The organism is Streptomyces bacillaris (genome assembly GCF_003268675.1).
GTDB lineage: Bacteria > Actinomycetota > Actinomycetes > Streptomycetales > Streptomycetaceae > Streptomyces > Streptomyces bacillaris.
The window spans coordinates 7,489,205-7,513,819 of sequence record NZ_CP029378.1; the positions used below are offsets into that span (position 1 = coordinate 7,489,205).

Here is a 24,615-nt window from a genome sequence, read left to right on the forward strand (position 1 = left end):
TCCCCGGTTCAGGAAAGGGTTGAGAAGTTCTGCGGAATCGCGGGGACGGGATCAGGCCAGGGGTACGAGTCGGGCGCCCTGGAGCTCGATCACGGCGGCCCGGGCGACCGCGCGCGGGGTCGTGAACGTCTCGTAGTGGTTGATGACGCTGACCCAGGTGCTGTCGGCGTTCCGCATCACGTGCAGTTCCTCGCCGTCGATCCGTACGGCGTAGCCGCCGTGGTGCCCGTCGGCGTGCGACGGGGCGCCCTCGATGCGGCGCCCCTGGAAGGTCTCGCTGAAGGGCTGCGGGCCGTCGTGCCCGGCGTGCCCCTCGGGGGGCTGGTGGCCGGTGGCCCGGGGGCGGACGTGGCTCCGGCCGTCCGCGCGAGGCCGGCCAGGGCGAGGCCGGTCAGAGCGGTCGCGGCAGCGGCCCCCAGGGCATGGCGACGGGTGATTCGAGACATGGGAAAGTCCCCCCAAGTGCGGCAGTGGCATGGGGGAGTGCGAGGGCTACTGCCCCCGGACCCCCCTTGATTGACGGCATGTCACCGGCCGGGCGCTCGACCTGGTCAGGGCCGGCACGTCCGGTGGACCGTGTTGTCATATGCCTACAGCCACATGCGCGGGAGGGTGTAGTCACGGCCGGTCGGTTCACCGTCATACGGACAGACCGAAAGGGACCGTGCGGCCTTCAACGAAGTTGATCTTTCTGTTCGACCGACAGAACGGGATCGTGGCGGGAGCTTTTGCGGATCCGGCGTCGACTTCGTGAAGATTCTTCTGTCAAACGTGAAAGGGTGTGGCCTCACTCACGCCCCGAAGCTGTCCGGAACGGTTCGTCCGAGCTGTGGAGGGTGGCGGTTCCCGTGACGACGATCCCGACCGGGTCGCCGGGGCGCCGGTCCACCGGACCGGTGGCGCGCACCTGCACCGGGGCGTCCACCCCCGGCACGGTGACGTTCACCAGCGTGTCGGCCCCGTGGAACGAGACGTCCGCCACCGTGGCCCGCGCCGCACCGTCCGACGGGGCGGTCAGGGCGAGCTGTTCGGGCCGCAGCACGACCGTTCCGCCGCCTCCGTCGGCCGGGACCTCCAGGCGTACGGGACCGAGGGCGGTCCGGGCGGTGGCACCTTCGCCCTTGCCGGGCAGCAGCACGGCACCGCCGACGAAGCCCGCCACCCACGGGTCGGCCGGCCTGCGGTACACCTCCTCCGGCGTCCCGCACTGGGCGACCCGGCCCGACCGGACGACCGCGACCAGGTCCGCGGTGGACAGCGCCTCCTGCTGGTCGTGGGTGACCAGGACGCCGGTGGCCCCGGTCGCCCGGAGCGCGGTGCGGACGTCGGCCCGCACCCCGGCACGCAGGGCGCTGTCGAGCGCGTTGAACGGCTCGTCCAGCAGCACCAGGGCGGGCGCCGGGGCCAGCGCCCGGGCCAGGGAGACCCGTTGCTGCTGGCCGCCCGAGAGTTCGTGGGGCATGCGGGGGCCGTAGCCGGGCAGGCCGACGAGTTCGAGCATCTCCTCGGAGCGCCGACGGCGCTCGGCATGCGGTCGGTCCGTCAGCCCGAACGCCACGTTGCGGGCGACGTCCAGGTGCGGGAAGAGCGCGCCCTCCTGCGGGACTATCCCGATCCCGCGCCGCTCCGGCGGGAGATGGACGCCCGGGCCGGTGAGGGCCCGCCCGCCGAGCGCGACCGAACCCGCCTCCGGCCGCAGGAACCCCGCCACGATCCGCAGCATCGTGGTCTTGCCGCAGCCGGAGGGGCCCAGCACCGCGGCCAGTCGCCCACCGGGAACGGTGAGGTCCAGCCCGTCCAGGACCCGGACCCCGGGGGCGTAGGAGCGGGTGAGGCCGGTGATGTGCAGGTCACTCATGTGCGGTGCCTTCCGAGGAGGTACGCGGGGACGGCGGCGATCAGGACGAGAACGGCCGCGTAGGGGGCGGCCGCCGCGTACGAGGCGGTGCCGGTCTCGGTCCACAGCCGGGTGGCCAGGGTGTCCATGCCCGTGGGGCGCAGGAGCAGGGTGGCGGGGAGTTCCTTCATGCAGACGACGAAGGTGAGCGCGGCCCCCGCGGCGATGCCGGGGGCGGCGAGCGGCACGGTGACCTCGCGCAGGACCCGTACCGGCCCCCGGCCCAGCGACCGGGCCACGTCCTCCAGCACCGGCGGGGACTGCAGGACCGCCGCCCGGGTCGCGCCGACGGCCACGGGAAGGAAGAGCACCGCGTAGGCGATCACCAGCAACGGCAGCTCCTGGTACAGGGGATAGGCGTAGCGCACCGCGAGGAAGACCATGGCGAGCGCGACCGTGATCCCGGGCACGGCGTGGCCCGCGTACGCCGCCTGCTCCAGGAAGTGCGCGGCGCGCCCCCGGTACCGGGCGGCGAGCACCCCGACCGGCAGAGCGAGGACGGTGGTCAGCAGGGCGCCGAGGGCCGCGACCAGCAGGGTCGTCGTCCCGGTCTCCAGCAGCCGGGCGGGCTCCCAGGTGGCGGAGCCGCCCACGGCCAGCCAGTACGCCAGGGTGCCGAGCGGAAAGACCACCCCGGCCGCGGCGACGGCGGAACACCAGGCCAGTGCGGGCAGCCGCAGCCGGCCGAGGGGCGCGGTCACCGTCGGCCGTGCCGTTCCGGAGCCGGTCCGCGCGGACCCGGCGCGGCCGCGCGTACGGGATTCGGCGGCGACCAGCAGCACGGTCATGAGGACCAGCACGACCCCGAGCGCCGCCGCCGGGGTGCGGTCGAAGCTCGCCTTGTACGAGGTGTGGATGGCCAGGGTGAACGTCTCGTACCGCATGATCGACACGGCCCCGAAGTCGGAGAGGACGTAGAGGGCGACCAGGAGCCCGCCGCCCGCCGCAGCGGGACGCAACTGGGGGAGCGTGACGCGCCGGAACGTCCGCCAGGGGCCGTGCCCGAGCGAACGTGCCGCCTCCTCCTGGGCGGGGTCGATCCCGCGCAGCGCCGCCGCGACCGGGAGATAGACGTACGGGTAGCTGACCAGGGTCAGCACGAGCGCCGCGCCGCCGAACCCGGCGAGACCCGGGCGCGCGGAGACCCAGGCGAAGGCCGCGACGTAACTGGGCACCGCGAGCGGCAGCGTGGCCAGCACCGACCAGGTGCGGGCGGCGGGCAGCGCGGTGCGGGTGGTGAGCCAGGCGAGGGAGACGCCTAGCACGAGGGAGGCGACGACGACCACGAGGGCCAGGCCCACGCTGTGGGCGAGGAGTTGGCCCGTACGGCCGGTGGCCACGACCTCCCAGGCGAAGGCGGGACCGCGCTCCAGGGCCCGTACACCCAGATAGATCAGCGGAAGCAGGGCCAGGGCGGCGGCGACGGAGGCGGACAGGATCAGGACGAGAGGCGGCCTCCGCCCGGCACGCCCGCGCCCGGACGCCGCGTGGGCGGCGTCCGGGCGGGTGGCGGTGCGGGCGGGCGCCGGCGGGGCCTCGCGGCCCCGGGTACCCGGGTCGTTCATACGGGTCAGACCATCCCGGCTTCCCGCAGCATCTCCAGCGTCACTTCGAGCGACTCCAGCTTGCTCAGGTCGATCTCGGGCACGCCCAGGGTGTCGAGCTTCGGGAGCTCGTCCTTGCTGGTGACACCGGCGGCCAGTGGGTACTCGTGGGTCTCGTCGGCGAAGTAGGTCTGGGCCTCCTCGGCGAGGAGGAAGTCGACGGCCTTCTGCGCGGCGGCCTTCTGGTCGTTGCCCTTGAGGACGCCGGCGCCCGCGACGTTGACGAGCGCGCCAGGGTCGCCCTTCTTCGGGAAGCTCAGCGCGGCCTTGAGCTTGTCCGCGCCCTCCTCGGCCGCCTTCTCGTACCAGTAGTAGTGGTTGATGAGGCCGAGTTCGGCCTTGCCGTCGTTGACCGCGGTGAGGACGGCGCCGTTCTTCTCGTACACCTGGGGTTCGTTGGCCTTGAAGTCCTTCAGCCAGGTACGGGTGGCGTCGTCGCCCTCCAGCACGCGCATGCCGGTGACGAACGCCTGGAACGACGCATTGGTCGGAGCGTAGCCGACCTTGCCCTTCCACTCCGGCTTGGTGAGGTCCTTGACGCTCTCCGGCGCCTTGGCCACCTTGTCGCTGTTGTACGCGATGACACGGGCCCGGCCCGAGACGCCGACCCAGCTGCCGTCCTCGGCGCGGTACTCCTTGTCGACCTGGTCCAGGGTCCCCTGCGGCAGCGCGTCGAGCCGGCCCGCCTTGGCCAGGGCCCCGAGGGCACCGGCGTCCTGGGAGAAGAAGATGTCCGCCTTGGTCTTGTCGCCCTCCTCCAGGAGCTGGGCGGCGAGTTCGGCGCTGTCGCCGTAGCGGATCTCGACCTTGGTGCCGGTCGCCTTCTCCAGCTTCTCCAGCAGCGGGGCTATGAGTTCCTCGTTGCGCCCGGAGTAGATGACCAGCGGTCCGGTCGCCTTCTCCTCGGCAGCTGTGCCGCTGTCCTTGGCGCCCTTGTCGTCGGAACCGCAGGCAGCGGCGAGCGGCACGAGGAGGGCGACCGCGGCCAGAGCGGATATACGACGAGAGGTTGCGCGTCTCATGGAAAAGCCTTTCTCAAGTGATGGTCATGAATATCTAAGGTTTGCCTAACCTAAACGTCAACTCTCCGGGGCATTCCGAGACCTGACCGGGATCAAACGGCCTCTTCCGGCGCTCGACCGGAGACTGCCCGAAACCGGCGTACACCGCTCCACGTGTCAGTCGGGGGCCGGGGTTCGGATGCCGCCCGCTCTACCAGGCCCCCGGCCACGCACCGACCCGGACCCGTGTCACGGCGCTGATGTAGCGCGCCCCGTACCGGTCGACGGGGACCACCGGCCGGCTGCCGACCGCGTCCAGGCCCCCCCGTCGAGGCGGGTGGCCAGGAGGACGGGCGCGTCCCCGAAATCGGCGTCGATCTCCGCCCGGGCCGGCACGGTGCGGTGCCCTTCGCCGCCGGACACCGTCAGGGTGAACCGGGACCGCTCCTTGCGCCGGCGGATGTCGAAGAGCGGGTCGGAGGCGAGGGCGACCTCGCGCAGCGGGGGCCCTCGAGCACATGGCGTCGCGGCCCACTGGTGGCGCAGTCGAAGACGACCTCCGCCCGGTGCGGGCGCCACCCCTCGCGCAAATCACGCACCGTAAGGGTGGCGGGCAGATCGACCTCGCCGATCACGGAGAGCGATGCGAGCTGTGTGGCGGAGGCGCCGAGTGGCGCACCGGGTCGGCTCGTGCTCATTCCCCCGATCGGACGGCCCGCAGGGCGGCGGCTGCCGGGGAGGTATGCCCGGCGGATATCCCGCCGAGTCGCGTCTGCCAGGCTGCAGGCCTTTTCGGGCTCGCTTCTGTGAAGCCCGGACGGGGGATGTCATCATATCCGCCGCAGTGACGGCGTGCCGGAGGGCTCAGGCCGGGCTTCCGGGGCGGTCGATGTGTACGTTGGTCGACTTGACCCGGGCCGTCGCCAGCACGCCGACCTCCAGCCCGAGCTCCTCCACCGACTCGCGGCTGATCAGCGAGACCAGCCGGTGCGGACCCGACTGGATCTCCACCTGGGCCACGATGTCGTCCATCGTGACGGCGGTGACGATGCCGGCGAAGGAGTTGCGGACCGAGGTCAGGGCGCCGCCCTCGGGTACCGGGTGGAGCCCGGCCGCACGCTCCGTGGCGAAGGCCGCCAGGCTGACGCCGTCGATCAGCCGGTTTCCCGAGCTGCTCCGGTCCATCGCGAGGTGACCGCCGTCCGCCCACCGGCGGACCGTTTCCGGGCTCACGGCCAGCAACTGCGCGGCCTGGCCAATGCTGTACGAAGGCACCCCCGCACTCTAGGGGGTGCCCGGCCGTCCCGCCGGACGGGTGCGGTGGCGCGTTCGCTTCGGTCGGCGTTGTGGTCGCACAGGGTGATGGATTACTCACCGTGTTCGACAACAGGACTGACGTGCAGATGAATTGATGAAACGTCAGATCTTCGGTATCCGCTTTGCCCTATCGACAGTTGCGAATTGATTAGCTTAGGCTCACCTAAGTCGGACTGGGCCGCTCTGTCGGCGTGCCCATCTCGCCCACCTTCCCCGGCGCCTGACAGGCGGCTTTCCCGCACGATGGGAGTGACATGTCACAGGTTCATCCTGGCGACGCACCACCGGTCCACGACCTCATCGGAATCGGCTTCGGCCCGTCCAATGTGGCCATGGCGATCGCGCTCAGAGAGCACAACACACGCGTCGGCGGGCAGGCGCCGGTCACCGCCCGCTTCTTCGAGCAGCAGCCGAAATTCGGCTGGCACCGCGGCATGCTGATCGACGACGCGACCATGCAGGTGTCGTTCCTCAAGGACCTGGTGACACTCCGCAACCCGGCCAGCGAGTTCAGCTTCCTCTGCTATCTCCAGAGCAAGGACCGGTTGATCGACTTCATCAACCACAAGAACCTCTTCCCGCTGCGCGTGGAGTTCCACGACTACTTCGAGTGGGCCGCGGCCAAGGTCGACGACATGGTCTCCTACGGCCACGAGGTCGTCTCCGTCACGCCGTTGGTCCATGACGGCACCGTGGAGTATCTGGACGTGACCGTCCGGTCGGGCGGCGGCCTGGAGGTCCACCGGACCCGCAACCTCGTCATCGGCACCGGGCTGCGCCCGCTCCTGCCCGAAGGCGTACGGCGCGGCGACCGCGTCTGGCACAACTCCGACCTGCTGCGCAACGTCGAAGCGCTGGAGGGTACTTCACCCTCGCGCTTCGTCGTCGTCGGCGCCGGGCAGAGCGCCGCCGAGAACGTCGCCTACCTCCACCGCCGCTTCCCCGACGCCGAGGTCTGCGCGGTCTTCTCCCGCTACGGCTACAGCCCCGCCGACGACAGCAGCTTCGCCAACCGGATCTTCGACCCCGGTGCGGTCGACGACTACTTCGCCGCCCCCGACGACGTCAAAAGTCAGCTGATGGCCTATCACGGGAACACCAACTACTCCGTGGTGGACATCGACCTGATCGACGACCTCTACCGGCAGATGTACCGGGAGAAGGTCCTCGGCACCGAACGGCTGCGCTTCCTCAACGTCTCGCGGGTCACCGACGTCGAGGAGACCCCCGACGGGGTCCGTACGACGGTGAAGTCCCTCGTCACCGGCGAGGAGACCCCCCTGGACGCCGATATCGTTGTCTTCGCCACCGGCTACAGCCCCGCCGACCCGCTCGGCCTCCTCGGCGAGGTCGCGGACCGCTGCCTGCTCGACGACGAGGGCCGTGTCCGGGTCGAGCGCGACTATCGCATCGCCACCGACCCCGCCCTGACCTGCGGAATCTATCTCCAGGGCGGTACGGAGCACACCCACGGCATCACCACGTCCCTGCTCTCCAACACCGCGATACGCGTCGGGGAGATCCTCGACTCCCTCCTCGACCGGAGCGTCAAGTCCAGCTCCGACGAGGCCCGCCCCGTCGCGGACGGCACGGGCAGCACCGTCGGCTAGCAGCCGTACGGGCGCACCCGGCCGCGGGTGCGCCCCTGCCCGGCCGATCATGCGTTCCGGCGGGACCGACAGCGATGACGATCAATAGGGATAACGTACGTCCACATGAGCACGACTGCAGTCGAGCGCCCAGCTCCCAAGGGCGCAACGGAGGTACGCCGAGGGCGCCTTGGGGGCCTCTGCGCGCTGGCCGCGGGCCTCGCGCTCGCCGCCGCCCTCTCGCTGGCCGTGGGGCCAGGGCGCTCAGCCCGGCCGAGGTCTGGCAGGGGCTGTTCGCGGCGGCCGACCCCGATCAGCGGCTCACCGAGATCAGGCTCATCGTGCAGACCGTACGGGTGCCCCGCACGGTCCTCGCGGTCGTGGCGGGCATCGCCCTGGGCGTCGGCGGGGCGCTGATCCAGGGCTACACCCGTAACCCCATCGCCGACACCGGGCTGTTGGGGGTGAACACCGGGGCCTCCTTCGCCGTGGTGACGGCGATCGCCGTGTTCGGGTTCACCAACCCCTTCCAGTACGTCTGGTTCGCCTTCGCGGGAGCGGCCCTCGCCGGGGTCGTCGTCTTCGGGCTGGCCAGCATCGGCAGGGGAGCGGGCAACCCGCTGACGCTCGCCCTGGCCGGGCAGGGCATCACCGTCTTCCTCATGGCGATGACCACCGCGGTCGCCCTCACCGACCAGAAGTCGCTGAACGCTCTGCGGTTCTGGAACGCGGGCTCGGTGGCCGGGGTGGGGTTCGACGTCATCTGGCCGGTGACCGGGTTCATCGCCCTCGGGCTCGTCCTGGCGCTGTCCACGCTGCCCTCCCTCAACCTGCTCAACCTGGGCGACGACGTGGCGCGAGGCCTGGGCGTGGGCATCGTGCGGAGCCGCGCCGTCGGCATCGTCGCCATCACCCTGCTGGCGGGCGCGGCCACGGCGGCGTGCGGCCCCATCGCCTTCCTCGGGCTCATGGTCGCCCATGTGGCCCGGTATCTGACGGGCCCCGACTACCGCTGGCTCGTGCCGTACGCGGGGCTGCTCGGCGCCGTCGTCCTGCTGGTCTGCGACATCGTGGGGCGCCTGGTGGTGCGCCCCGGTGAGCTGGAGCCCGGCGTCGTGGTCGCGCTTCTCGGCGCCCCATTCTTCGCCGTTCTCGTCTGGCGAGGGAAGTTCAAGAGCGCATGAGCGGAACAGAGATGAGCAGGGCGGACATGAGCAAGGTGGAGACGCGGCCCGCGCTGGCGGCCGGTGTGCGGCTCGGGCAGGTGTCGTTCGTCTGGCGGCCCTGGCTCGTCCTGGTCACCCTGGTGCTCGCCGGCTCCGCCTTCCTGGTGTTCTGCCTCTCCATCGCCGTCGGGGACTTCCCCATCGGTCTGTCCCGGGTGATCGCCACCCTGGCCGGCCAGGGCGAACAGGTCGACGAGTTCGTCGTGATGGACCTGCGGATGCCGCGCGCCCTGGCCGGTCTCGTCGTGGGCATCGCCCTGGGTGTGTCCGGGGCCATCACCCAGTCCGTCGCCCGCAACCCGCTCGCCAGCCCCGACATCCTCGGGATCACCGGCGGGGCCAGTACGGTCGCGGTCTTCCTGGTGACGGTGTCGGGCGGGGCCGCCGCGGCGGTCGCCGGCTCGGTGGGGCTGTCGGCGGCCGCGCTCCTGGGCGGCCTCGGCACCGGGCTGCTGGTCTACTTCCTGGCCTGGCGGCGCGGGATCGACGGCTTCCGGCTCATCCTCATCGGGATCTCGGTGAGCGCCGTGATGCAGGCGCTCACGACCTGGCTGCTGGTGTCGGCCGACATCCGGGACGTGGCCCGGGCCCAGGCGTGGCTGGTCGGCTCCCTGGACGGCCGGTCCTGGGGCGAGGTCCTGGTGGCGTCCTGGGGCTCGCTGGTGCTGCTGGTGGTGGTGGCCGCCGCCGCGTTCCAGTTCAAGCCGATGCACCTGGGGGACGACGTGGCCGCCGGTCTGGGCGTCCGGTACACCCGGGTGCGGGCGGTCCTGCTGCTCTGCGCGGTGCTGCTGGCCGCCGTCGCGGTGAGCGCCGCGGGGCCCGTACCGTTCGTCGCGCTGGTGGCGCCCCAGGTGGCGATGCGGCTGGCCCGGTGCCCGACGCCGCCGCTGGTGGCGTCCGGCCTGCTGGGGGCGGTGCTGCTGACCGGGTCGGACCTCGTCGCGCGGACGGCGCTGCCGGTGACCCTGCCGGTGGGGGTCGTGACGGCCGCGATCGGTGGCCCGTTCCTCGTGTATCTGCTGGTCCGGGCCAACCTCCGCTAGCGCGTGGCCTCCTCGCCGTACGGAGACGAACTCCCGCCGGAGGCACTAAGGTTAGGCGAGCCTAAACCAAGGGGGGCTGGTGGCCACGCAGTTCATCACCGAGAAGCGGACCGGGGCCGAGGAGGTCTCGCGGCTGGCCGCGAGGGGCGTCACGGTCGGCTACGGCGGACGGGCCGTCATCGACGATCTCGACGTGGAGATCCCGCCGGGTGTGGTCACCACGATCATCGGCCCCAACGGCTGCGGAAAGTCCACCCTGTTGCGCACCCTGACCCGGCTGCTCAAGCCGGCCGACGGGACGGTCGTGCTGGACGGCGAGGACATCGCGAAGCTCCGCACCCGGGACGTGGCGAAGAAGCTCGGCCTGCTGCCGCAGGCGCCCGTGGCGCCCGAGGGGCTCACCGTGGGGGACCTGGTCGCCCGGGGCCGCCATCCGCACCAGAGCTGGCTGCGCCAGTGGTCCTCGGACGACGCCGGGGTGGTGGAGCGGGCGCTGACCATGACCGGGGTGGCCGATCTGGCCGACCGCCCGGTCGACTCGCTCTCCGGCGGCCAGCGCCAGCGCGTCTGGATCTCCATGACCCTGGCCCAGGGCACCGACCTGCTGCTCCTGGACGAGCCGACCACCTATCTGGACCTCGCCCACGCCATCGACGTGCTCGACCTGGTCGACGATCTGCACGAGTCGGGGTGCACGGTGGTGATGGTGCTGCACGACCTCAACCTCGCCGCCCGCTACAGCGACAACCTCATCGTGATGCGGTCGGGCCGGATCCTGGCCCAGGGACACCCCCGGGACGTGATCACCGCCGAGCTGCTGCACGAGGCCTTCGGGCTGCAGGCCGCGGTGATCGACGATCCGGTGGGCGACCGGCCGCTCATCGTCCCGATCGGCCGCACGCATGTACGGATCGAACCGGTGAACGACGCCCCCGTGAAGTAGGGCTGCAGCAAAGCGATTTGGCCACTCGGACCCACCTGACCCGGACGAGGGAAAATTCCAAGTAAGGCTAGGCTGGCCTCACTTGAGCGGGATAAGGTTTGCTCGCCCTCGTACCGGGGCGCAGTGGACAGCGCGAAAGCAAGGGATCCTGGATGCTTCTCCATCGAACGACGCCTGTTCGGCCGCGACGGCGGCTGGCCGCGGCACTCTCCGTCGCGGCTCTCGGCGTCGGCCTCCTCACCGGCTGCGGCACCGAGACGGAGGGGAAGAAGAGCGACGACGCCCCGGCCGCCGCCACCGGCGCGTTCCCGGTCACGGTGGAGCACGCCTTCGGGTCCACGAAGGTGGAGAAGGCCCCCCAGCGGGTCGTCTCCGTCGGCTACACGGACGACCAGGCCATCCTGGCCTTCGGCATCAAGCCGGTCGGCATGGTCGACCAGTACCCCAACCCGGTGGGCCAGGTCCCCGACATCAACACCCAGTGGCCCTGGGTGAAGGACAAGTGGGGCGACACCCGCCCCGAGGTCGTCATGAAGAACGGCGACGCGGGCCCCAACTTCGAGAAGATCGCCTCCCTGCGCCCGGACCTGATCATCGCGGTCTACTCCGAGGTCGACCGGGCCGCCTACGACAAGCTCTCCAAGATCGCCCCCACCGTCGGCCGCACCAGGACCGAGAAGGAGCCCTTCAGCGCTCCCTGGCAGGACAACGCGGTGCACATCGCCAAGGCGCTCGGCAAGGAGACCGAGGGCGAGGAGCTGGTGAAGGGCATCCAGGAGAAGCTGGACGCGGCCAAGAAGGCCAACCCCGACTTCGCGGACCAGAAGGCCGTCGCCCTCTCCTGGTACAAGGACGCGGTGCACCCCTTCACCTCCACCGATGTGCGCGGACAGCTGGTGACGGGCAGCGGCTTCACGTACCAGACCGAGATCGACAAGGTCGCCGACGGCAACTTCTCCACCCAGCTCTCGCCCGAGCGCATCGACCTGATCGACGTCGACCGCATCTTCGTCATCAACGACAAGGCCGACACCGAGGCGCTGAAGAAGTTCGAGCTGTTCGCCAACCTCCCCGCCGTCAAGAACGGCAAGGTCTCCTACCTGCTGGACAGCGAGGGCCCGGCCATCGGCGCCGCCATGTCCCAGGGCACCCTGCTCTCCCTGCCGTACGCGATCGACGAACTCGTGAAGTCGGCCAAGTAGTGATGGTGGCCGAACTGCCCTCCCTCCAACGAGAACTGGCGGTTGCGTGAACGTCACCGACATCCCCGCGGCCCCGACGAAGCTGCGTACGGCGACGGGGAGGGAGGCCACCGGATGGGTCGCGGCACACTGCCGCAGAGCCCCGTGGCTCACCCTCTCCACCGTGCTCACCACCGTCGCCGGGGCGGCCCTCCAAGTGGTCCCCGTGCTCCTGCTGGGCCGGGTGGTCGACGGGGTGGTCGGTGGCGAACCGCGTTCGGTGCTCATCACCGTCGGCGTACTGATGGGGGCCGCCGCGCTGCTCGGCGCGGCGGCCACCGCGGCCTCCACGTACCTCATCGGGCGGCTGGGCGCCGAACTGCTCGCCCAGCTCCGCGAGAGCGCCGTCCGGGCCGTGCTCGGGATGCCGAGCGCCCGCGTCGAACAGGTCGGCCGGGGCGATGTGCTCTCCCGGGTCGGGGACGACGTGGCCGTGCTCTCCAAGGGCATCCGGCAGGCCATCCCCACCGTCTTCTCGGCCGGGGTGCTGGTCGCCATCGCCACCCTCGGCATGTTCGGCCTGGACTGGCGGCTCGGCATCGCCGGCGCCTGCGCCCTGCCCGCGTACGCCTTCGCCCTCCGCTGGTATCTGCCGCGCTCCGCGCCCCTCTACCGCAAGCAGCGCATCGCCCAGGCGGACCGCGCCCAGGCGCTGATCAGCGGGCTCAACGGGATAGACACCGTACGGGCGTACCGCCTGGAGGGCGACGTCCGCGAGAAGGTCACCGCCGAGTCCTGGCGGGTGCGCAACCTCGGCATCGAGGTCTTCCGCTTCTTCGGCCGGTTCGTCGGACGGGAGAACCGCGCCGAGTTCATCGGCCTCGTCCTGATCCTGGTGGTCGGATACGCCCTCCTGGAGGCCGACGCCGCGACGCTCGGTGAGGTCTCGGCCGCCCCGCTGATGTTCCACCGGCTGTTCACTCCGCTCGGCGCCATCATGTTCACCTTCGACGAGGCCCAGAAGTCCGGCGCCAGCCTCACCCGCCTGGTCGGGGTGCTGGGGGAGCCGGCGGAGCAGCGGCTCGTGGGCGACGCCTCCGTCGCCCGCGCCGAGGACGTGCCGTACGCGGTCACGGTGGAGAACCTGACCTTCAGCTATCCCGACACCGAGGAACCGGTGCTGCGGGAGGTCGGCCTGTCCATTCCGGCCGGTGGTTCCCTGGCGCTGGTGGGCGCGACGGGGGCCGGCAAATCGACCCTGGCCGCGCTGATCGCCGGTATCGGGACCCCGCAGTCCGGAGCCGTACGCATCGGGTCCCGGGATCTCGCCGGGCTCGACGAGGCCGAGGCACGGTCCCTGGTGAGCATCCTGACCCAGGAGACGCACGTCTTCTCCGGGCCGCTCTCCGACGATCTGCGCCTCGCCGCGCCCGAGGCGAGCGACGAGGAGCTGATGGAGGCGCTGCGGACGGTCGGCGCCGACGGCTGGGTCGAACTGCTCCCCGGCGGACTGCACGCCATGGTCGGGGAGGGCGGTGAGCGGCTGGACGTCACCAAGGTCGCACAAGTCGCACTGGCCCGGCTGGTGTTGAGCCGCTCCCCGGTGGTCGTCCTGGACGAGTCGACCGCCGAGGCGGGCAGCGAGGGCGCCGCCGAGCTGGAGCGTGCCGTCCTGGCCGCCTGCGCGGGCCGCACCACGCTCTTCGTCGCCCACCGGCTGACCCAGGCCATGGCGGCGGACCGGATCGCCGTCCTGGACGCGGGCCGGGTGGTGGAGGAGGGCACACACGAGGAACTGGTGGCGCTCGGGGGCATGTACGCGCGACTGTGGCGTGCGTGGCGCGAAGGCAGTTAGGTCAACCTCAGTAAGGTCAGGCCAACTTACGTACCTTGGAAGGGTGCTGAGTTTTCGATGACGGGACCGACCGCTCCTCACGTTCTCCTCTCTCCCGCCCACTTCACCTCCGTACGCCGGCGGATCGGCGGCGAGCACCACGACCGGACCATCGCCCAGGCGTGTGCCATAGGGCTGGCCTACTGGGCGACGGGCAGCGGCCCCGACGGCATCGACCTCACCCCGGGCACCTCCTTCGCCGACGTCCTCGGCTGGGTCGACAACGGCGGCGGCGGAAGCCCGGGGTGGGAGGTTGCGGCGGACGGCCTGAGCATCACGGTCCCGGACGGTGTCGAGCAGGCCGAGGCCCAGCTCGCCCTGGACGACCTGGCCGACTTCCCGGACCGGCCCGTCGCCACCATCGCCCCCTCCAGCATCGCGGCGCGCATCGAGACCCTCGCCCGGTGGAACGACAACCGGACCGACCGCACCCGCCCCACCGTCGTGGAGCTGTTCCAGGAGCAGGCGCGCGCCAGGCCGGACGCCGTCGCGATCACCGATGAGCACCGGACCCTGACGTACCGGGAAGTGGACGAGAAGTCCGCCCAGTTGGCCCACCATCTGATCGAGCGCGGACTCACCTCCGAACAGGTCGTCGGGATCTCCCTCGGCCGCTCCGCCGACATGGTCGTCGGCCTCCTCGCCGTCCTCCGGGCCGGGTGCGCGTTCGTCCCGCTCGACCCCCAGTGGCCCGCCGCCCGCCGGGCCGTCGTCATCGAGGACGCCCACGTCGTGCTCCAGCTCAGCGGCTCACCCGACGCCGACCCCGCCGAGCCGGACGCCGTCCCCGTCGACCTCGGCCACTGGGCGTACGGCTCCTGCCCGGCCGAGGCGCCCGAGGTGACCGTCCACGCCACCTCACTGGCGTACACCATCTTCACCTCGGGCTCCACCGGCCGTCCCAAGGGCGCCATGATCCGCCACGAGGCGATCAGCGAGCGGCTGTTGTGGCAGCGGGAGGAGATCCTGCGGTTCGGCCACGACGACGCGTCCCTCTTCAAGGCGCCGCTCTCCTTCGACATCTCCATCAACGAGATCTTCCTCCCGCTGGTCTCCGGCGGCAGGCTGGTGATCCTGCGCCCCGGCGGCGAGCGCGACCCGCACCATCTGCTGAGCGTGATCGACGAGCAGCGCGTCACCTTCACCTACCTGGTCTCGTCCATGCTGGACGTCCTCCTGGAGATCGAGGCCGGATCCGGCCGCCTCGACAGCCTGCGTCACGTCTGGTGCGGCGGCGAGGTGCTCACCCCGGAGCTGTACGAGCGGTTCCGCTCCCGCCTCGACATCCCCATGTACCACGGCTACGGCCCCGCCGAGACGACCATCGGCGTCTCCCACGTCATCTACCGGGGCGCGGCCGAACGTCTGTCGACCTCGATCGGCCGGGCCAACCCCAACACCCAGCTCTATGTGCTCGACGACGAACTGCGCCCGGTCCCGGTGGGGGTCGGCGGCGAACTGTACGTCGGCGGGCTCCTCCTGGGCCGCGGCTACGTCGGCGCCCCCGGCCTCACCGCATCCCGCTTCGTCGCCAACCCCTTCGCCACCGACGGCTCCCGCCTCTACCGCACCGGTGACCTGGCCCGGTACGCCCCGGACGGCTCCCTGGACTTCCTCGGCCGGGCGGACAACCAGATCAAGATCCGCGGGATGCGGCTGGAGATCGAGGACGTCGAGGCATCCCTCGCCGAACACCCCCGCGTACGGCACAGCTGTGTCGTCGCCCGGAAGAACAGCGCGGGAGGCACCTACTTGGTGGGGTACGTCATCCCCACGGGCGGCAGTGAGGAACTGACGGCGGAGGAGGTGACGGCCTGGGCCACCGCCCACATGGTCGAGTACATGGTCCCCGCCCACCTCGTCGTCCTCACCGAGTTCCCGCTCACCGCCAACGGCAAGATCGACCGCGCCGCCCTGCCCGAACCCGCCCGGCCCACCGGCACCGTCACCGCACCCACCACCGAGAACGAGCGCCTGGTGTGCGCGGCGGTCGCCACCGTGCTGCGGCTCGACGACGTCGGCGTCGACCAGGACTTCTTCCAGCTCGGCGGCGACAGCATCCTGGCCATCTCCCTGCTGAGCGCCCTGCGGGACGCGGGCCTCTATGTGACGGCCCGCCAGATCTTCACCCACGGTACGGTCGGAGCCCTGGCGGCCGTGGCGAGCCGCGAGGACGTCGCCACCGTGGACCACGGCGACACCGCCACCGGGGCCGTCGTCGGATCACCCATCGTGCAGTGGCTCGGCGAGACCACCGACGCGATCGACGGCTTCGTGCAGTCCGTCGTCCTCAACACCCCGGCCGGGCTGACCGCCGACGCCCTCGACACCCTCCTGAACGCCCTGCTCCAACGCCACGACATGCTCCGCGCCCGGCTGGTGCGCGGCGCCCGCTGGAGCTTCGACATCCCCCCGGCCGGACGGGCCAGCGTGGGCTGGCAGGAGAGCGACCGGCCGCTGGAGGAGTGCGTCGAGCGGGCCACCGGGGGGCTCGACCCGGAGAACGGCGTGATGCTGCGCGCCGTCTGGCGCCGGGAGGCCCGCCAACTGGTCCTGGTCGCCCACCATGTGGTGGTCGACGGCGTGTCCTGGCGGATCCTGATGGACGACCTCGCCATCGCCTGGCGCCAGTACACCTCGGGCGGCACCGTCGAACTCCCGCCCGTCGGCACGTCGTTCCGGCGCTGGACCCAACTGCTCGGGCGCACCCCCTTCGACGCGGACCGCGCCCACTTCCGGCGTGCCCTGCCCGGCCCGGACGCGCCGATCGGCCGACGCGCCCTCACCGGGTCCGACACCGTGGCCCGGGAGCGGACCCGTACCGTCACCGTCGGCCCCGAGGAGACGGCCGCGCTGATGGGCGAGATCCCCGCCCGGTTCCACGCGGGCGTCAACGACGTCCTGCTCACCGCCCTGGCCGTCGCCCTCGCCCGTTGGCGACGCGACCGGGGGCAGGAGCAGACCTTCGCCCACATCGAGCTGGAGGGCCACGGCCGTGAGGGGCGGTTCGTCGCGGACGCGGCCGGGTTCGAACCCGAACTCTCGCGTACGGTCGGCTGGTTCACCACCCTCTTCCCGGTGACCGTCGACCCCGGCACGGCCCCCGACCTCACTGCCCCCGGCCACCTCGCCGCCGCCCTCAAGGCGGTCAAGGAAGACCTCGCCCGGGTCCCGAGCAACGGCCTCTCCTACGGCGCCCTGCGCTACCTCACCGACACCCCGCCGACCGCCCCCGCACCCCAGGTGCTCTTCAACTACCTGGGCCGCTTCGACGCGGGAGCCGCCGGGGACTGGCAGCTCACCGGCACCACCGGCCAGTTGGGCGAGAAGCGCGACCCCAGGATGCGGCTGCCGCGCGCCCTGGAGTTCAACGCCATCGCGGAACCGGACGCGAGCGGAGCGTACGAACTCGTCACCACCATCTCCTGGCCCGACGGCCTCTTCACCGACGGCGACATCACCACGCTCGGCGGCTACTTCCGCTCGGCCCTGGCCACCCTCGCCACGCTGGAGGAGGGCGGCCACACCCCCAGCGACTTCCCGCTGGTCCCGCTCACCCAGGCCGACGTCGACGACCTCGACAGCGCGGAGCTGCGGGACATCCTGCCGCTCACCCCGCTCCAGGAAGGCCTCTACTTCCACTCGGTCTTCGACGACGACACCACCGGCAGCTACGTCGAGCAGCAGCTGCTCACCCTGGACGGCGAGGTGGACGCCGACCGGCTCGCGGCGGCGGCCACCCGGCTGCTCACCCTCTACCCCAACCTGGCCGCCCGCTTCACCGCCCTGGCCGACGGCCGTGTCGTCTCCGTCGTCGAGAGCGGCCGCCGGGCGCCCTTCACCACCCTGGACCGCCCCGCCATCACGGACGACGAGATCCGCGACCTGGCCGAGCGGGACCGCCGCGCCGGGTTCGACCTCGCCACCGGCCCCCTCATGCGCTACTCCCTCATCCGCGCCGGAGCCGGCCGCACCGTCCTCGTCCAGACCGTGCACCACATCATCGCGGACGGCTGGTCCGTCCCGCCGATGCTCCGCGCCCTGCTGGCCGAGTACCACGCACCGGGCTCCGTGTACCCGGTCGGCGGCTACCGCGACTACGTCGGCTGGCTCGCCGGACAGGACCAGGACGAGAGCGACAGGGTGTGGCGCGACGAACTCGCGGAGCTGCCCGGCCCCTCCCTGGTCGCCGAAGGGCACACCCCCTCCGAGCAGTTCGCGGATGTCGCCACCGAGCCCGCCGAGGACATCGACATCGCCGCACGCTCGGCGGGCGTCCCCCTCAGCGTGGCCGTCCACAGCGCCTGGGCGGTGACCCTGGGCTCCCTCCTGCACGGCCGGGACGTCGTCTTCGGCTCCACCGTCTCCGGACGCGACGCCGATGTCCCCGGCATCCGGGACATGGTGGGCCTCTTCATCAACACCATTCCCGTACGGGCCCGTTGGTCCGCGACCGACACCGCGTACGACCTGCTCACGGCGGTGAAGGAACACCAGAGCGCGGTCCTGGCCCACCAGCACGTCTCCCTGGCGAGGATCGGCCGCCAGGCGGCCGGTGCGGGCTCGCTCTTCGACACCCTGGTGGTCTTCGACGTCGCCACCGACGTGGCCGCCCTGCGCGGCCCGGACGACACCCTCGCCATCACCGACATCGTCAACGAGGGTGCCCCGCACTACCCGTTGACGCTCCTCGTCGAGCGGTCGCCCGACGGCCGCCCGCGCTTCAACCTGATCTACGACGGAGAGCTGCTGCGCCGGGAGAGCGCCGAGACCATCCTGACCACCTTCACCCGGACCCTCACCGAGCTGCTCAGCCGCCCGGACGCCCGGGTCGACGAGCTGGCGGCCGGGACGGACCGGGCCCCGGAGCGGGTGACCGCGACCACCCTGGGCGAGCTGTTCGACACGGCGGCGGACCGCGACCCTGCCGCGACCGCCGTCACCCAGTGCGCCCTGGACGGCTCCACGCGCTCCCTGACGTACGGCGAACTGCGTTCCGAGAAGGACGCGTTGGCCTCCGTACTGCGTGCGGCCGGGGTCCGCCCCGGGCAGCGGGTCGCCGTTGCCGTCCCGCGCTCCCTGGAGCAGGTCGCCGCCCTCGTCGCCGTCGTCACCGCCGGAGGCGCGTACGTACCGCTCGACCTCGCCTACCCGGACGAACGGCTGGAGTACATCCTCACCGACGCCGCCCCGCAGGTCGTCCTGGTCGGCCGGGAGCAGCGCGACCGCTTCACCCGGCTGCTGGACCGGGCCGGGGTGGACGCCCGGGTGCTCGTCCAGGGCGAGGACGGCCTCCCGCACGCCGACGCCCCGGCAGCCGTGGCGCGCCCGCAGGACCCCGCGTACGTCATCTACACCTCCGGCTCCACCGGCCGCCCCAAGGGCGTCGTCGTCCCGCACTCCGCCGTGGTCACGCTCCTCGCCAACACCCGGCCGGAGATGGACTTCGGGCCGCAGGACGTCTGGGTCCAGTTCCACTCCTTCTCCTTCGACTTCGCCGTCTGGGAGCTGTGGGGCGCCCTCGTCCACGGCGGCGAGCTGCTGGTGCCGGAGTACGCGCTGACCCGCTCGCCGGTCGACTTCCACCGGCTGGTGCGCGAGCGCGGGGTGACCGTCCTCAACCAGACCCCCTCCGCCTTCTATCAGTTCATCGAGGCCGACCTGCACGCGGACGGACCGGTCACCGCCCTGCGCCGGATCATCTTCGGCGGCGAGGCGCTGGACCTCGGGCGGCTGCGCGGCTGGGTCGAGCGGCACGGCACGACATCGCCCGAGCTGGTCAACATGTACGGCATCACCGAGACCACCGTCCACGTCACCCACCGGGTGCTGGACGCACGGGACTTCGCCCACGGGGGAGACGTCAGCCCGATCGGCGGCCCCATCCCCGGTCTGACCACCTATCTCCTCGACGACCGGCTCCGGCCGGTGCCACCGGGCCGGGTGGGCGCCATCTATGTCGCGGGCGATCAGCTCTCCCTCGGCTATCTGGGCCGCCCCGGACTCACCGCGAGCCGGTTCGTGGCCGACCCGTTCGCCGGTGACGGCTCCCGGATGTACCACACGGGCGACCTCGCCCGCCGGACGCTCGACGGAGAGCTGGAGTTCGCGGGCCGGGCGGACGACCAGGTGCAGCTGAAGGGGTTCCGGGTCGAGCTGGGCGAAGTGGAGGGCGTGATACGGGAGGTGGACGGCGTCGTCGATGTCGCCGTCACCGTGGCGGAGAGCGGCGACCACCTCGTCGCCCATGTCGTCGGTGAGGCGCCCGCCGACCTCACCGCCCGCCTCTCCGCCAAGCTGCCCGTCCACATGATCCCGGGCCGGGTGCTGGCCCTCGACGCACTGCCGCTGACGGTCAACGGCAAGCTCGACCGCAAGGCCCTCACCGAACGCGCCGCCGCGGAGCAGGACGGCGCCGAAGCCGCTCCCACCGGCTCCCGACTCGCCGCGCTGGTCACCATCTTCGCCGAAGCGCTGCCCGGCGCCACCGTGGACGCCGACACCGACTTCTTCGGCGCGGGCGGCGACAGCATCGTCGCCATCACCGTCATCAACCGCGCCCGCGCCCTCGGCCTGCCGATCGCCCCCCGGGACGTCTTCCTCCTCAAGACCCCGCGCGCCCTCGCCGCCCACCTGGCCACCAGCGACCCCGAGACCGCGCCCGCACCGCAGACCCGCCGCGAGGACGGCCCCCTGCCTCTCACGCCGATCATCCTGCGCCAGCGCGAGCTGGGCGGATCGCTCGACCGGTTCGCCCAGGCCAGGACCCTGGAGGTCCCCGACACCACGGGCCTGCCCGACATCCGGCGCGCCGCGAACGCCGTCCTGGCCGCCCACCCGGCCCTGCGGCTCCGGCTCCACATCGAGCACGGCGTCTGGGCCCTGCGCACCGAACCCGCCCGCGAGGCCACGGTCACCACCCCGGACACCACCGACGCCACGGCCGCCGCGAACGAGGCCGCCGGGCGGCTCGACCCCGAGACCGGGAACCTCATCGCCTTCACCTGGCTGGCGGCGACCCGCACCCTGGTCGTCACCGTGCACCACCTCGCCGTCGACGCGGTGTCCTGGCTGATCCTCCTGGACGACCTGACCACCGCCCTCGCCGGTTCCGCCCTGCCGCCCCCGACCACCCCGTACGCCGAGTACGCCGAGGCCCTCGCCCTACGCGCGGCCGAGTCGGCCGACGGGCTCGGGCACTGGATCACCACCCTCCAGGCCCCGGCACCGCTCCCCGCGCCCACCGGGCTGAGGGAGACCGCCGTCACCCTCCCGCCCGACGTCAGCGACCTGGTCACCCGCAGCGCCCCCGCCGCGCTCGGCGTCGGCCTCACCGAACTGCTCTGCGGCGCCCTGCGCACCGCGCTCACCCAGGTCCAGCCGGACCCCACCGACCTGGCGATCGACCTGGAGCGCCACGGCCGCGTCCCGGCGGCGGACCACCACGACTACACCCGCACCGTCGGCTGGTTCACCTCCATCGCCCCCGTCCGCCTCACCCCGCACACCGACCCCGTGGCCGCCGCCCGCGAGGTCGCCGCCCGCCAGCCCGACGAGCAGGGCCATGTGGCATACGGCCGGCTCCGCCACCTCAACGCGCAGACGGCACCCCTCCTCACCGCCCGCCCCCAGGTGCTCTTCAACTACCTCGGCCGCGGCGGCGAGTCGCAGGCTCTCCACATCACCGGCGGTGAGCAGCACAGCCCGTACGCCGTGGAGGTCAACGCCTGGACCGACGAGGCCACCGGCAGCCTCCACGCGGCCTTCACCCTCGCCGCGGGCATTCCCGACGCGATCACCGAGCACTGGCTCACCGCCCTCACCCTGATCTCCACCGCCGCCGCGACCGCCGAGCGCACGGCCCCGGTCACCCCGCTCCAGCGCGGCCTGTTCTTCCAGGCCCAACTGGCGGGCGCGGCCGGGCACTACGTGGCGCAGAGCTACTTCACCTTCGACCGGCGCCTGGACACCGACGCTCTGGCCGAGGCGATGGCGTACGTCATCGCCCGCCACCCGGTCGTCGGCGCCGGGTTCACCACCGACGACGACGGCAACCCGGTCCAACTCCTCAAGGCAGGACGCCGCGTCGACGTCCGCACGGTCCAACTGGTCACGGACACCGAGGTGGACGACCTCCGCACCCGCGACCGCGAGCGCGGCTTCGACCCGGGCGAGCCGCCGCTGATCCGGGTGACCGTGGTCCGGATGCCCGACGGCCGGGACGGGCTGCTGCTCAGCTACCACCTGCTGCTCTGGGACGGCTGGTCCCGGGAGATCGTGCTGCGGGACCTGTTCGACGCGTACGAGGCCGTCGTGGCGGGTCAACCGTGGGACGCGACCCCGGCCGTGCCGGGCTTCGAGGAGTACGCGCGGGCGCTCGCCGCCAGGGACCACGTCGCGTCGGAGCGCTTCTGGGCGGACCACCTGGCCGGTCTCGCGGGGCCCACGCTGCTCGCCGGACCCGCCCCGGTCCTCGGCGAGGAGCTGCCGAGCCCGCTCGTGGAGACCCTCTCCGCCGAGCTGACGGAGGCGCTGAAGGAGGCGGCCCGGGTCCACGGCGTCACCCTGAACTCGGTGCTGACCGGGGCGTTCGGCCTGCTGCTCGGGGCCCGTACCGGACGGAGCGACGCCGTCTTCGGTGTGACCGTATCGGGCCGGGAGGGCGAGGGGCACGGCGACATCGTCGGCGTACTCCTCAACACCGTGCCGATGTGGACCCGGGCCCGGCCCGACGAGACGGTCGGCGCCTATCTGTCGGGTGTGCAGGCGGCCCGGGTGGCGGCGATGGACCACGAGCACCTGGGGCTCGGGGAGATCCAGCGGGCTGCCGGCCACGACACCCTCTTCGACAACCTCTTCGTCCTCCAGAACTTCCTGGACCTGGACGCCTTCGCCGCGATGAACGCCCGCCACGGCATCACCTCGGTCCGGGCGGACGACTCCACGCACTACCCGTACACCTGGGTCGTCACCCCCGGCGACCGGCTCACCGTCAAGCTGGAGCACCGCCACGGCGACCCCGCATCCGCCCGCCGCCTCCTCGACGACTACCTGCGGGTGCTGGAGGACGTGGCCCGGGCGACCGGGCCGCTGGGCGCGCTGCGGGGACTGGGGCCGGACCCCGAGCCCGCCGCGCGCACCGAGATCGGCACCGACACCGTCGTCGACCGCTTCGACCTCGCCGCCGACCGGCACCCCGACCGGATCGCGCTCGTCGCGGACGGTGCCACCCTGACCTTCGCCCAACTCCGCGACCGCAGCCGGACCTTGGCGGGCGTGCTCGCCGCGCGGGGCATCGGGCCCGAGACCACCGTGGGCCTGGCGATCCCGCGCTCCCCCGACTGGGTCGCCGCGCTCTTCGCCGTCCTGCGGGTCGGCGCCGCCTACGTACCGCTGGAGCTGGACCACCCGGACGAGCGGATCGCCACCATCGTGGAGGACGCGCGGCCCGAGGTCGTCCTCACCGTGAGCAGCGTGTCGCACCGGCTGAGCGGCGAGCTGATCGAACTGGACCGCCCGCTGCCGACCGCCGAACCGTATGTGACGTTCGCCCCGGACGACCCGGACCGGCTGCGCCACCCCGCGTACACGATCTACACCTCAGGATCGACCGGGAAGCCCAAGGGCGTGGTGACCGAGTACGCCGGACTCACCAACATGCTGATCAACCATCAGCGCCGTATCTTCGCACCGGTCCTGGCCGAACACGGCCACCGGACCTTCCGGATCGCGCACACCGTGTCGTTCGCCTTCGACATGTCGTGGGAGGAGCTGCTCTGGCTCGCCGACGGACATGAAGTCCACATCTGCGACGAGGAGTTGCGCCGCGACGCCCCCCGACTCGTCGAGTACTGCGGCGAGCACGCGATCGACGTCATCAACGTGACCCCGACCTACGCCCAGCAGCTCGTGGCGGAAGGACTCCTCGACAACCCCGGACGGCGGCCCGCACTCGTCCTGCTGGGCGGCGAGGCCGTCACCCCGACGCTCTGGCGGCAACTGGCCGAGACCGAGGGCACGGTCGGCTACAACCTGTACGGCCCCACCGAGTACACCATCAACACCCTCGGCGTCGGCACCTTCGAATGCCCCGACCCGGTGGTCGGCGTCGCCATCGACAACACCGAGGTGTACGTCCTCGACCCCTGGCTGCGACCGCTGCCCGACGGGGCGCCCGGCGAGCTGTACGTGGCGGGCGTCGGCATCGCCCGCGGCTACCTGGGCCAGAGCGCCCAGACCGCCCACCGCTTCGTCGCCTGCCCGTTCGGTGCGCCCGGCGAGCGCATGTACCGCACGGGGGACCTGGTGATCCGTCGGCCCGACGGGAACATCGCCTATCTGGGCCGTACCGACCAGCAGGTCAAGATCCGGGGCCACCGGGTCGAACTGGGCGAGGTGGAGGCCGTGTTCGCCGCCCACCCGGCGGTGCGGTTCGTCGCCGCCGTCGCCCAGCCCGACCCGCAGGTCGACGGCGCCCACCGGCTCGCCGCCTATCTGGTCCTGGAGGGAGCGGAGTTGGCGGCCGTCGCGGGTGAAGTGAGTGCGGGGCTGCCGGACTTCCTGCGCCCGACCCACTTCGCCCAGGTCGAGAGCATCCCGCTGACCGTGAACGGGAAGGCCGACACCAAGGCGCTGCCCGAGGCCCGGCCCCTCGGCGCGCTGACCACGGCGGGGGAGCGCGGGCCGGAGACCGGGACGGAGACCGTGGTCTGCGAGTTCTTCGCGGAGGCACTGGACCTGGACGACGACGAGGTGAGCGCGGTGAGCGACTTCGTCTCGCTCGGCGGACACTCCATGCTGGCGGTCCGGCTGATCGGGCTGCTCCGCCGCGAGTACGGTCCGGTGATCACCATCCGTGATCTGTTCGCCCTGCGCACCCCCGAAGCGATCGCCCGCCACCTCGACGAGAACTGACAC

General features: G+C 72.0%; 11 protein-coding genes and 2 pseudogenes. 7 read left to right on the plus strand and 6 right to left on the minus strand.

The features are described 5' to 3' along the window. Nucleotides 1–51: 51 nt before the first annotated feature. From melC1 to DJ476_RS32760, 6 genes and pseudogenes are all read right to left on the minus strand, one after another. The gene (gene melC1 / locus DJ476_RS32735; protein WP_208853554.1) at nt 52–477 is read right to left on the minus strand and encodes an apotyrosinase chaperone MelC1; all 426 of its coding nucleotides are present in this window, start codon (nt 475–477) and stop codon (nt 52–54) included. A gap of 310 nt (nt 478–787) precedes the next feature. After that, entirely contained in the window at nt 788–1,858 is a 1,071-nt protein-coding gene (locus DJ476_RS32740; protein WP_103416931.1) for an ABC transporter ATP-binding protein, read from the minus strand. After that, nucleotides 1,855–3,462 carry an ABC transporter permease gene (locus DJ476_RS32745; protein ID WP_103416932.1) on the minus strand — a complete coding sequence of 536 codons (1,608 nt, stop codon included), beginning with the start codon at nt 3,460–3,462 and terminating at the stop codon, nt 1,855–1,857. Before DJ476_RS32745 ends, DJ476_RS32740 begins: the two co-directional genes overlap by 4 nt. A 5-nt stretch (nt 3,463–3,467) precedes the next feature. Beyond that, nucleotides 3,468–4,523 (minus strand): iron ABC transporter substrate-binding protein, encoded by a 1,056-nt coding sequence (locus DJ476_RS32750; protein WP_103416933.1) that lies wholly within the window; start codon nt 4,521–4,523, stop codon nt 3,468–3,470. A 190-nt stretch (nt 4,524–4,713) separates the two neighbouring features. After that, nucleotides 4,714–5,200, minus strand: a pseudogene (locus tag DJ476_RS35905) (molybdopterin-dependent oxidoreductase). A 166-nt stretch (nt 5,201–5,366) separates the two neighbouring features. Beyond that, nucleotides 5,367–5,777: a TOBE domain-containing protein gene (locus DJ476_RS32760; protein WP_070203071.1), complete on the minus strand. Its 411-nt coding sequence runs from the start codon at nt 5,775–5,777 to the stop codon at nt 5,367–5,369. Nucleotides 5,778–6,073: 296 nt separating this feature from the next. Here DJ476_RS32760 and DJ476_RS32765 point away from each other — a divergent pair, with 296 nt between their 5' ends. From DJ476_RS32765 to DJ476_RS32795, 7 genes and pseudogenes are all read left to right on the plus strand, one after another. Then, the gene (locus DJ476_RS32765; RefSeq protein ID WP_103416934.1) at nt 6,074–7,429 is read left to right on the plus strand and encodes a lysine N(6)-hydroxylase/L-ornithine N(5)-oxygenase family protein; all 1,356 of its coding nucleotides are present in this window, start codon (nt 6,074–6,076) and stop codon (nt 7,427–7,429) included. A 105-nt stretch (nt 7,430–7,534) separates the two neighbouring features. Beyond that, nucleotides 7,535–8,592: pseudogene (locus tag DJ476_RS32770) on the plus strand (FecCD family ABC transporter permease). 26 nt (nt 8,593–8,618) lie between these two features. Then, nucleotides 8,619–9,680, plus strand: coding sequence for a FecCD family ABC transporter permease (locus DJ476_RS32775; protein ID WP_112492208.1), 1,062 nt, complete (start codon nt 8,619–8,621; stop codon nt 9,678–9,680). A gap of 79 nt (nt 9,681–9,759) precedes the next feature. After that, on the plus strand, nt 9,760–10,623 hold the full coding sequence (locus DJ476_RS32780; protein WP_103416937.1) for an ABC transporter ATP-binding protein: 864 nt from the start codon (nt 9,760–9,762) through the stop codon (nt 10,621–10,623). Nucleotides 10,624–10,775: 152 nt separating this feature from the next. Then, nucleotides 10,776–11,825, plus strand: a complete 1,050-nt coding sequence (locus DJ476_RS32785; protein ID WP_103416938.1) for an iron-siderophore ABC transporter substrate-binding protein — start codon at nt 10,776–10,778, stop codon at nt 11,823–11,825. A gap of 46 nt (nt 11,826–11,871) precedes the next feature. Further along, complete coding sequence (locus DJ476_RS32790; protein WP_112492209.1) at nt 11,872–13,659, plus strand: ABC transporter ATP-binding protein; 1,788 nt, start codon at nt 11,872–11,874, stop codon at nt 13,657–13,659. A 57-nt stretch (nt 13,660–13,716) separates the two neighbouring features. After that, a complete protein-coding gene (locus DJ476_RS32795; protein ID WP_112492210.1) occupies nt 13,717–24,612 on the plus strand; it encodes a non-ribosomal peptide synthetase in 10,896 nt (3,631 codons plus the stop codon). Nucleotides 24,613–24,615: the final 3 nt, after the last annotated feature.

Coding starts and splice junctions, on each gene's coding strand:
- melC1 (WP_208853554.1), bottom strand. CDS start 477: ATGCCACTGCCGCACTTGGGGGGACTTTCCCATGTCTCGAATCACCCG.
- DJ476_RS32740 (WP_103416931.1), bottom strand. CDS start 1,858: ATGAGTGACCTGCACATCACCGGCCTCACCCGCTCCTACGCCCCCGGG.
- DJ476_RS32745 (WP_103416932.1), bottom strand. CDS start 3,462: ATGAACGACCCGGGTACCCGGGGCCGCGAGGCCCCGCCGGCGCCCGCC.
- DJ476_RS32750 (WP_103416933.1), bottom strand. CDS start 4,523: ATGAGACGCGCAACCTCTCGTCGTATATCCGCTCTGGCCGCGGTCGCC.
- DJ476_RS32765 (WP_103416934.1), top strand. CDS start 6,074: ATGTCACAGGTTCATCCTGGCGACGCACCACCGGTCCACGACCTCATC.
- DJ476_RS32775 (WP_112492208.1), top strand. CDS start 8,619: ATGAGCAAGGTGGAGACGCGGCCCGCGCTGGCGGCCGGTGTGCGGCTC.
- DJ476_RS32785 (WP_103416938.1), top strand. CDS start 10,776: ATGCTTCTCCATCGAACGACGCCTGTTCGGCCGCGACGGCGGCTGGCC.
- DJ476_RS32795 (WP_112492210.1), top strand. CDS start 13,717: ATGACGGGACCGACCGCTCCTCACGTTCTCCTCTCTCCCGCCCACTTC.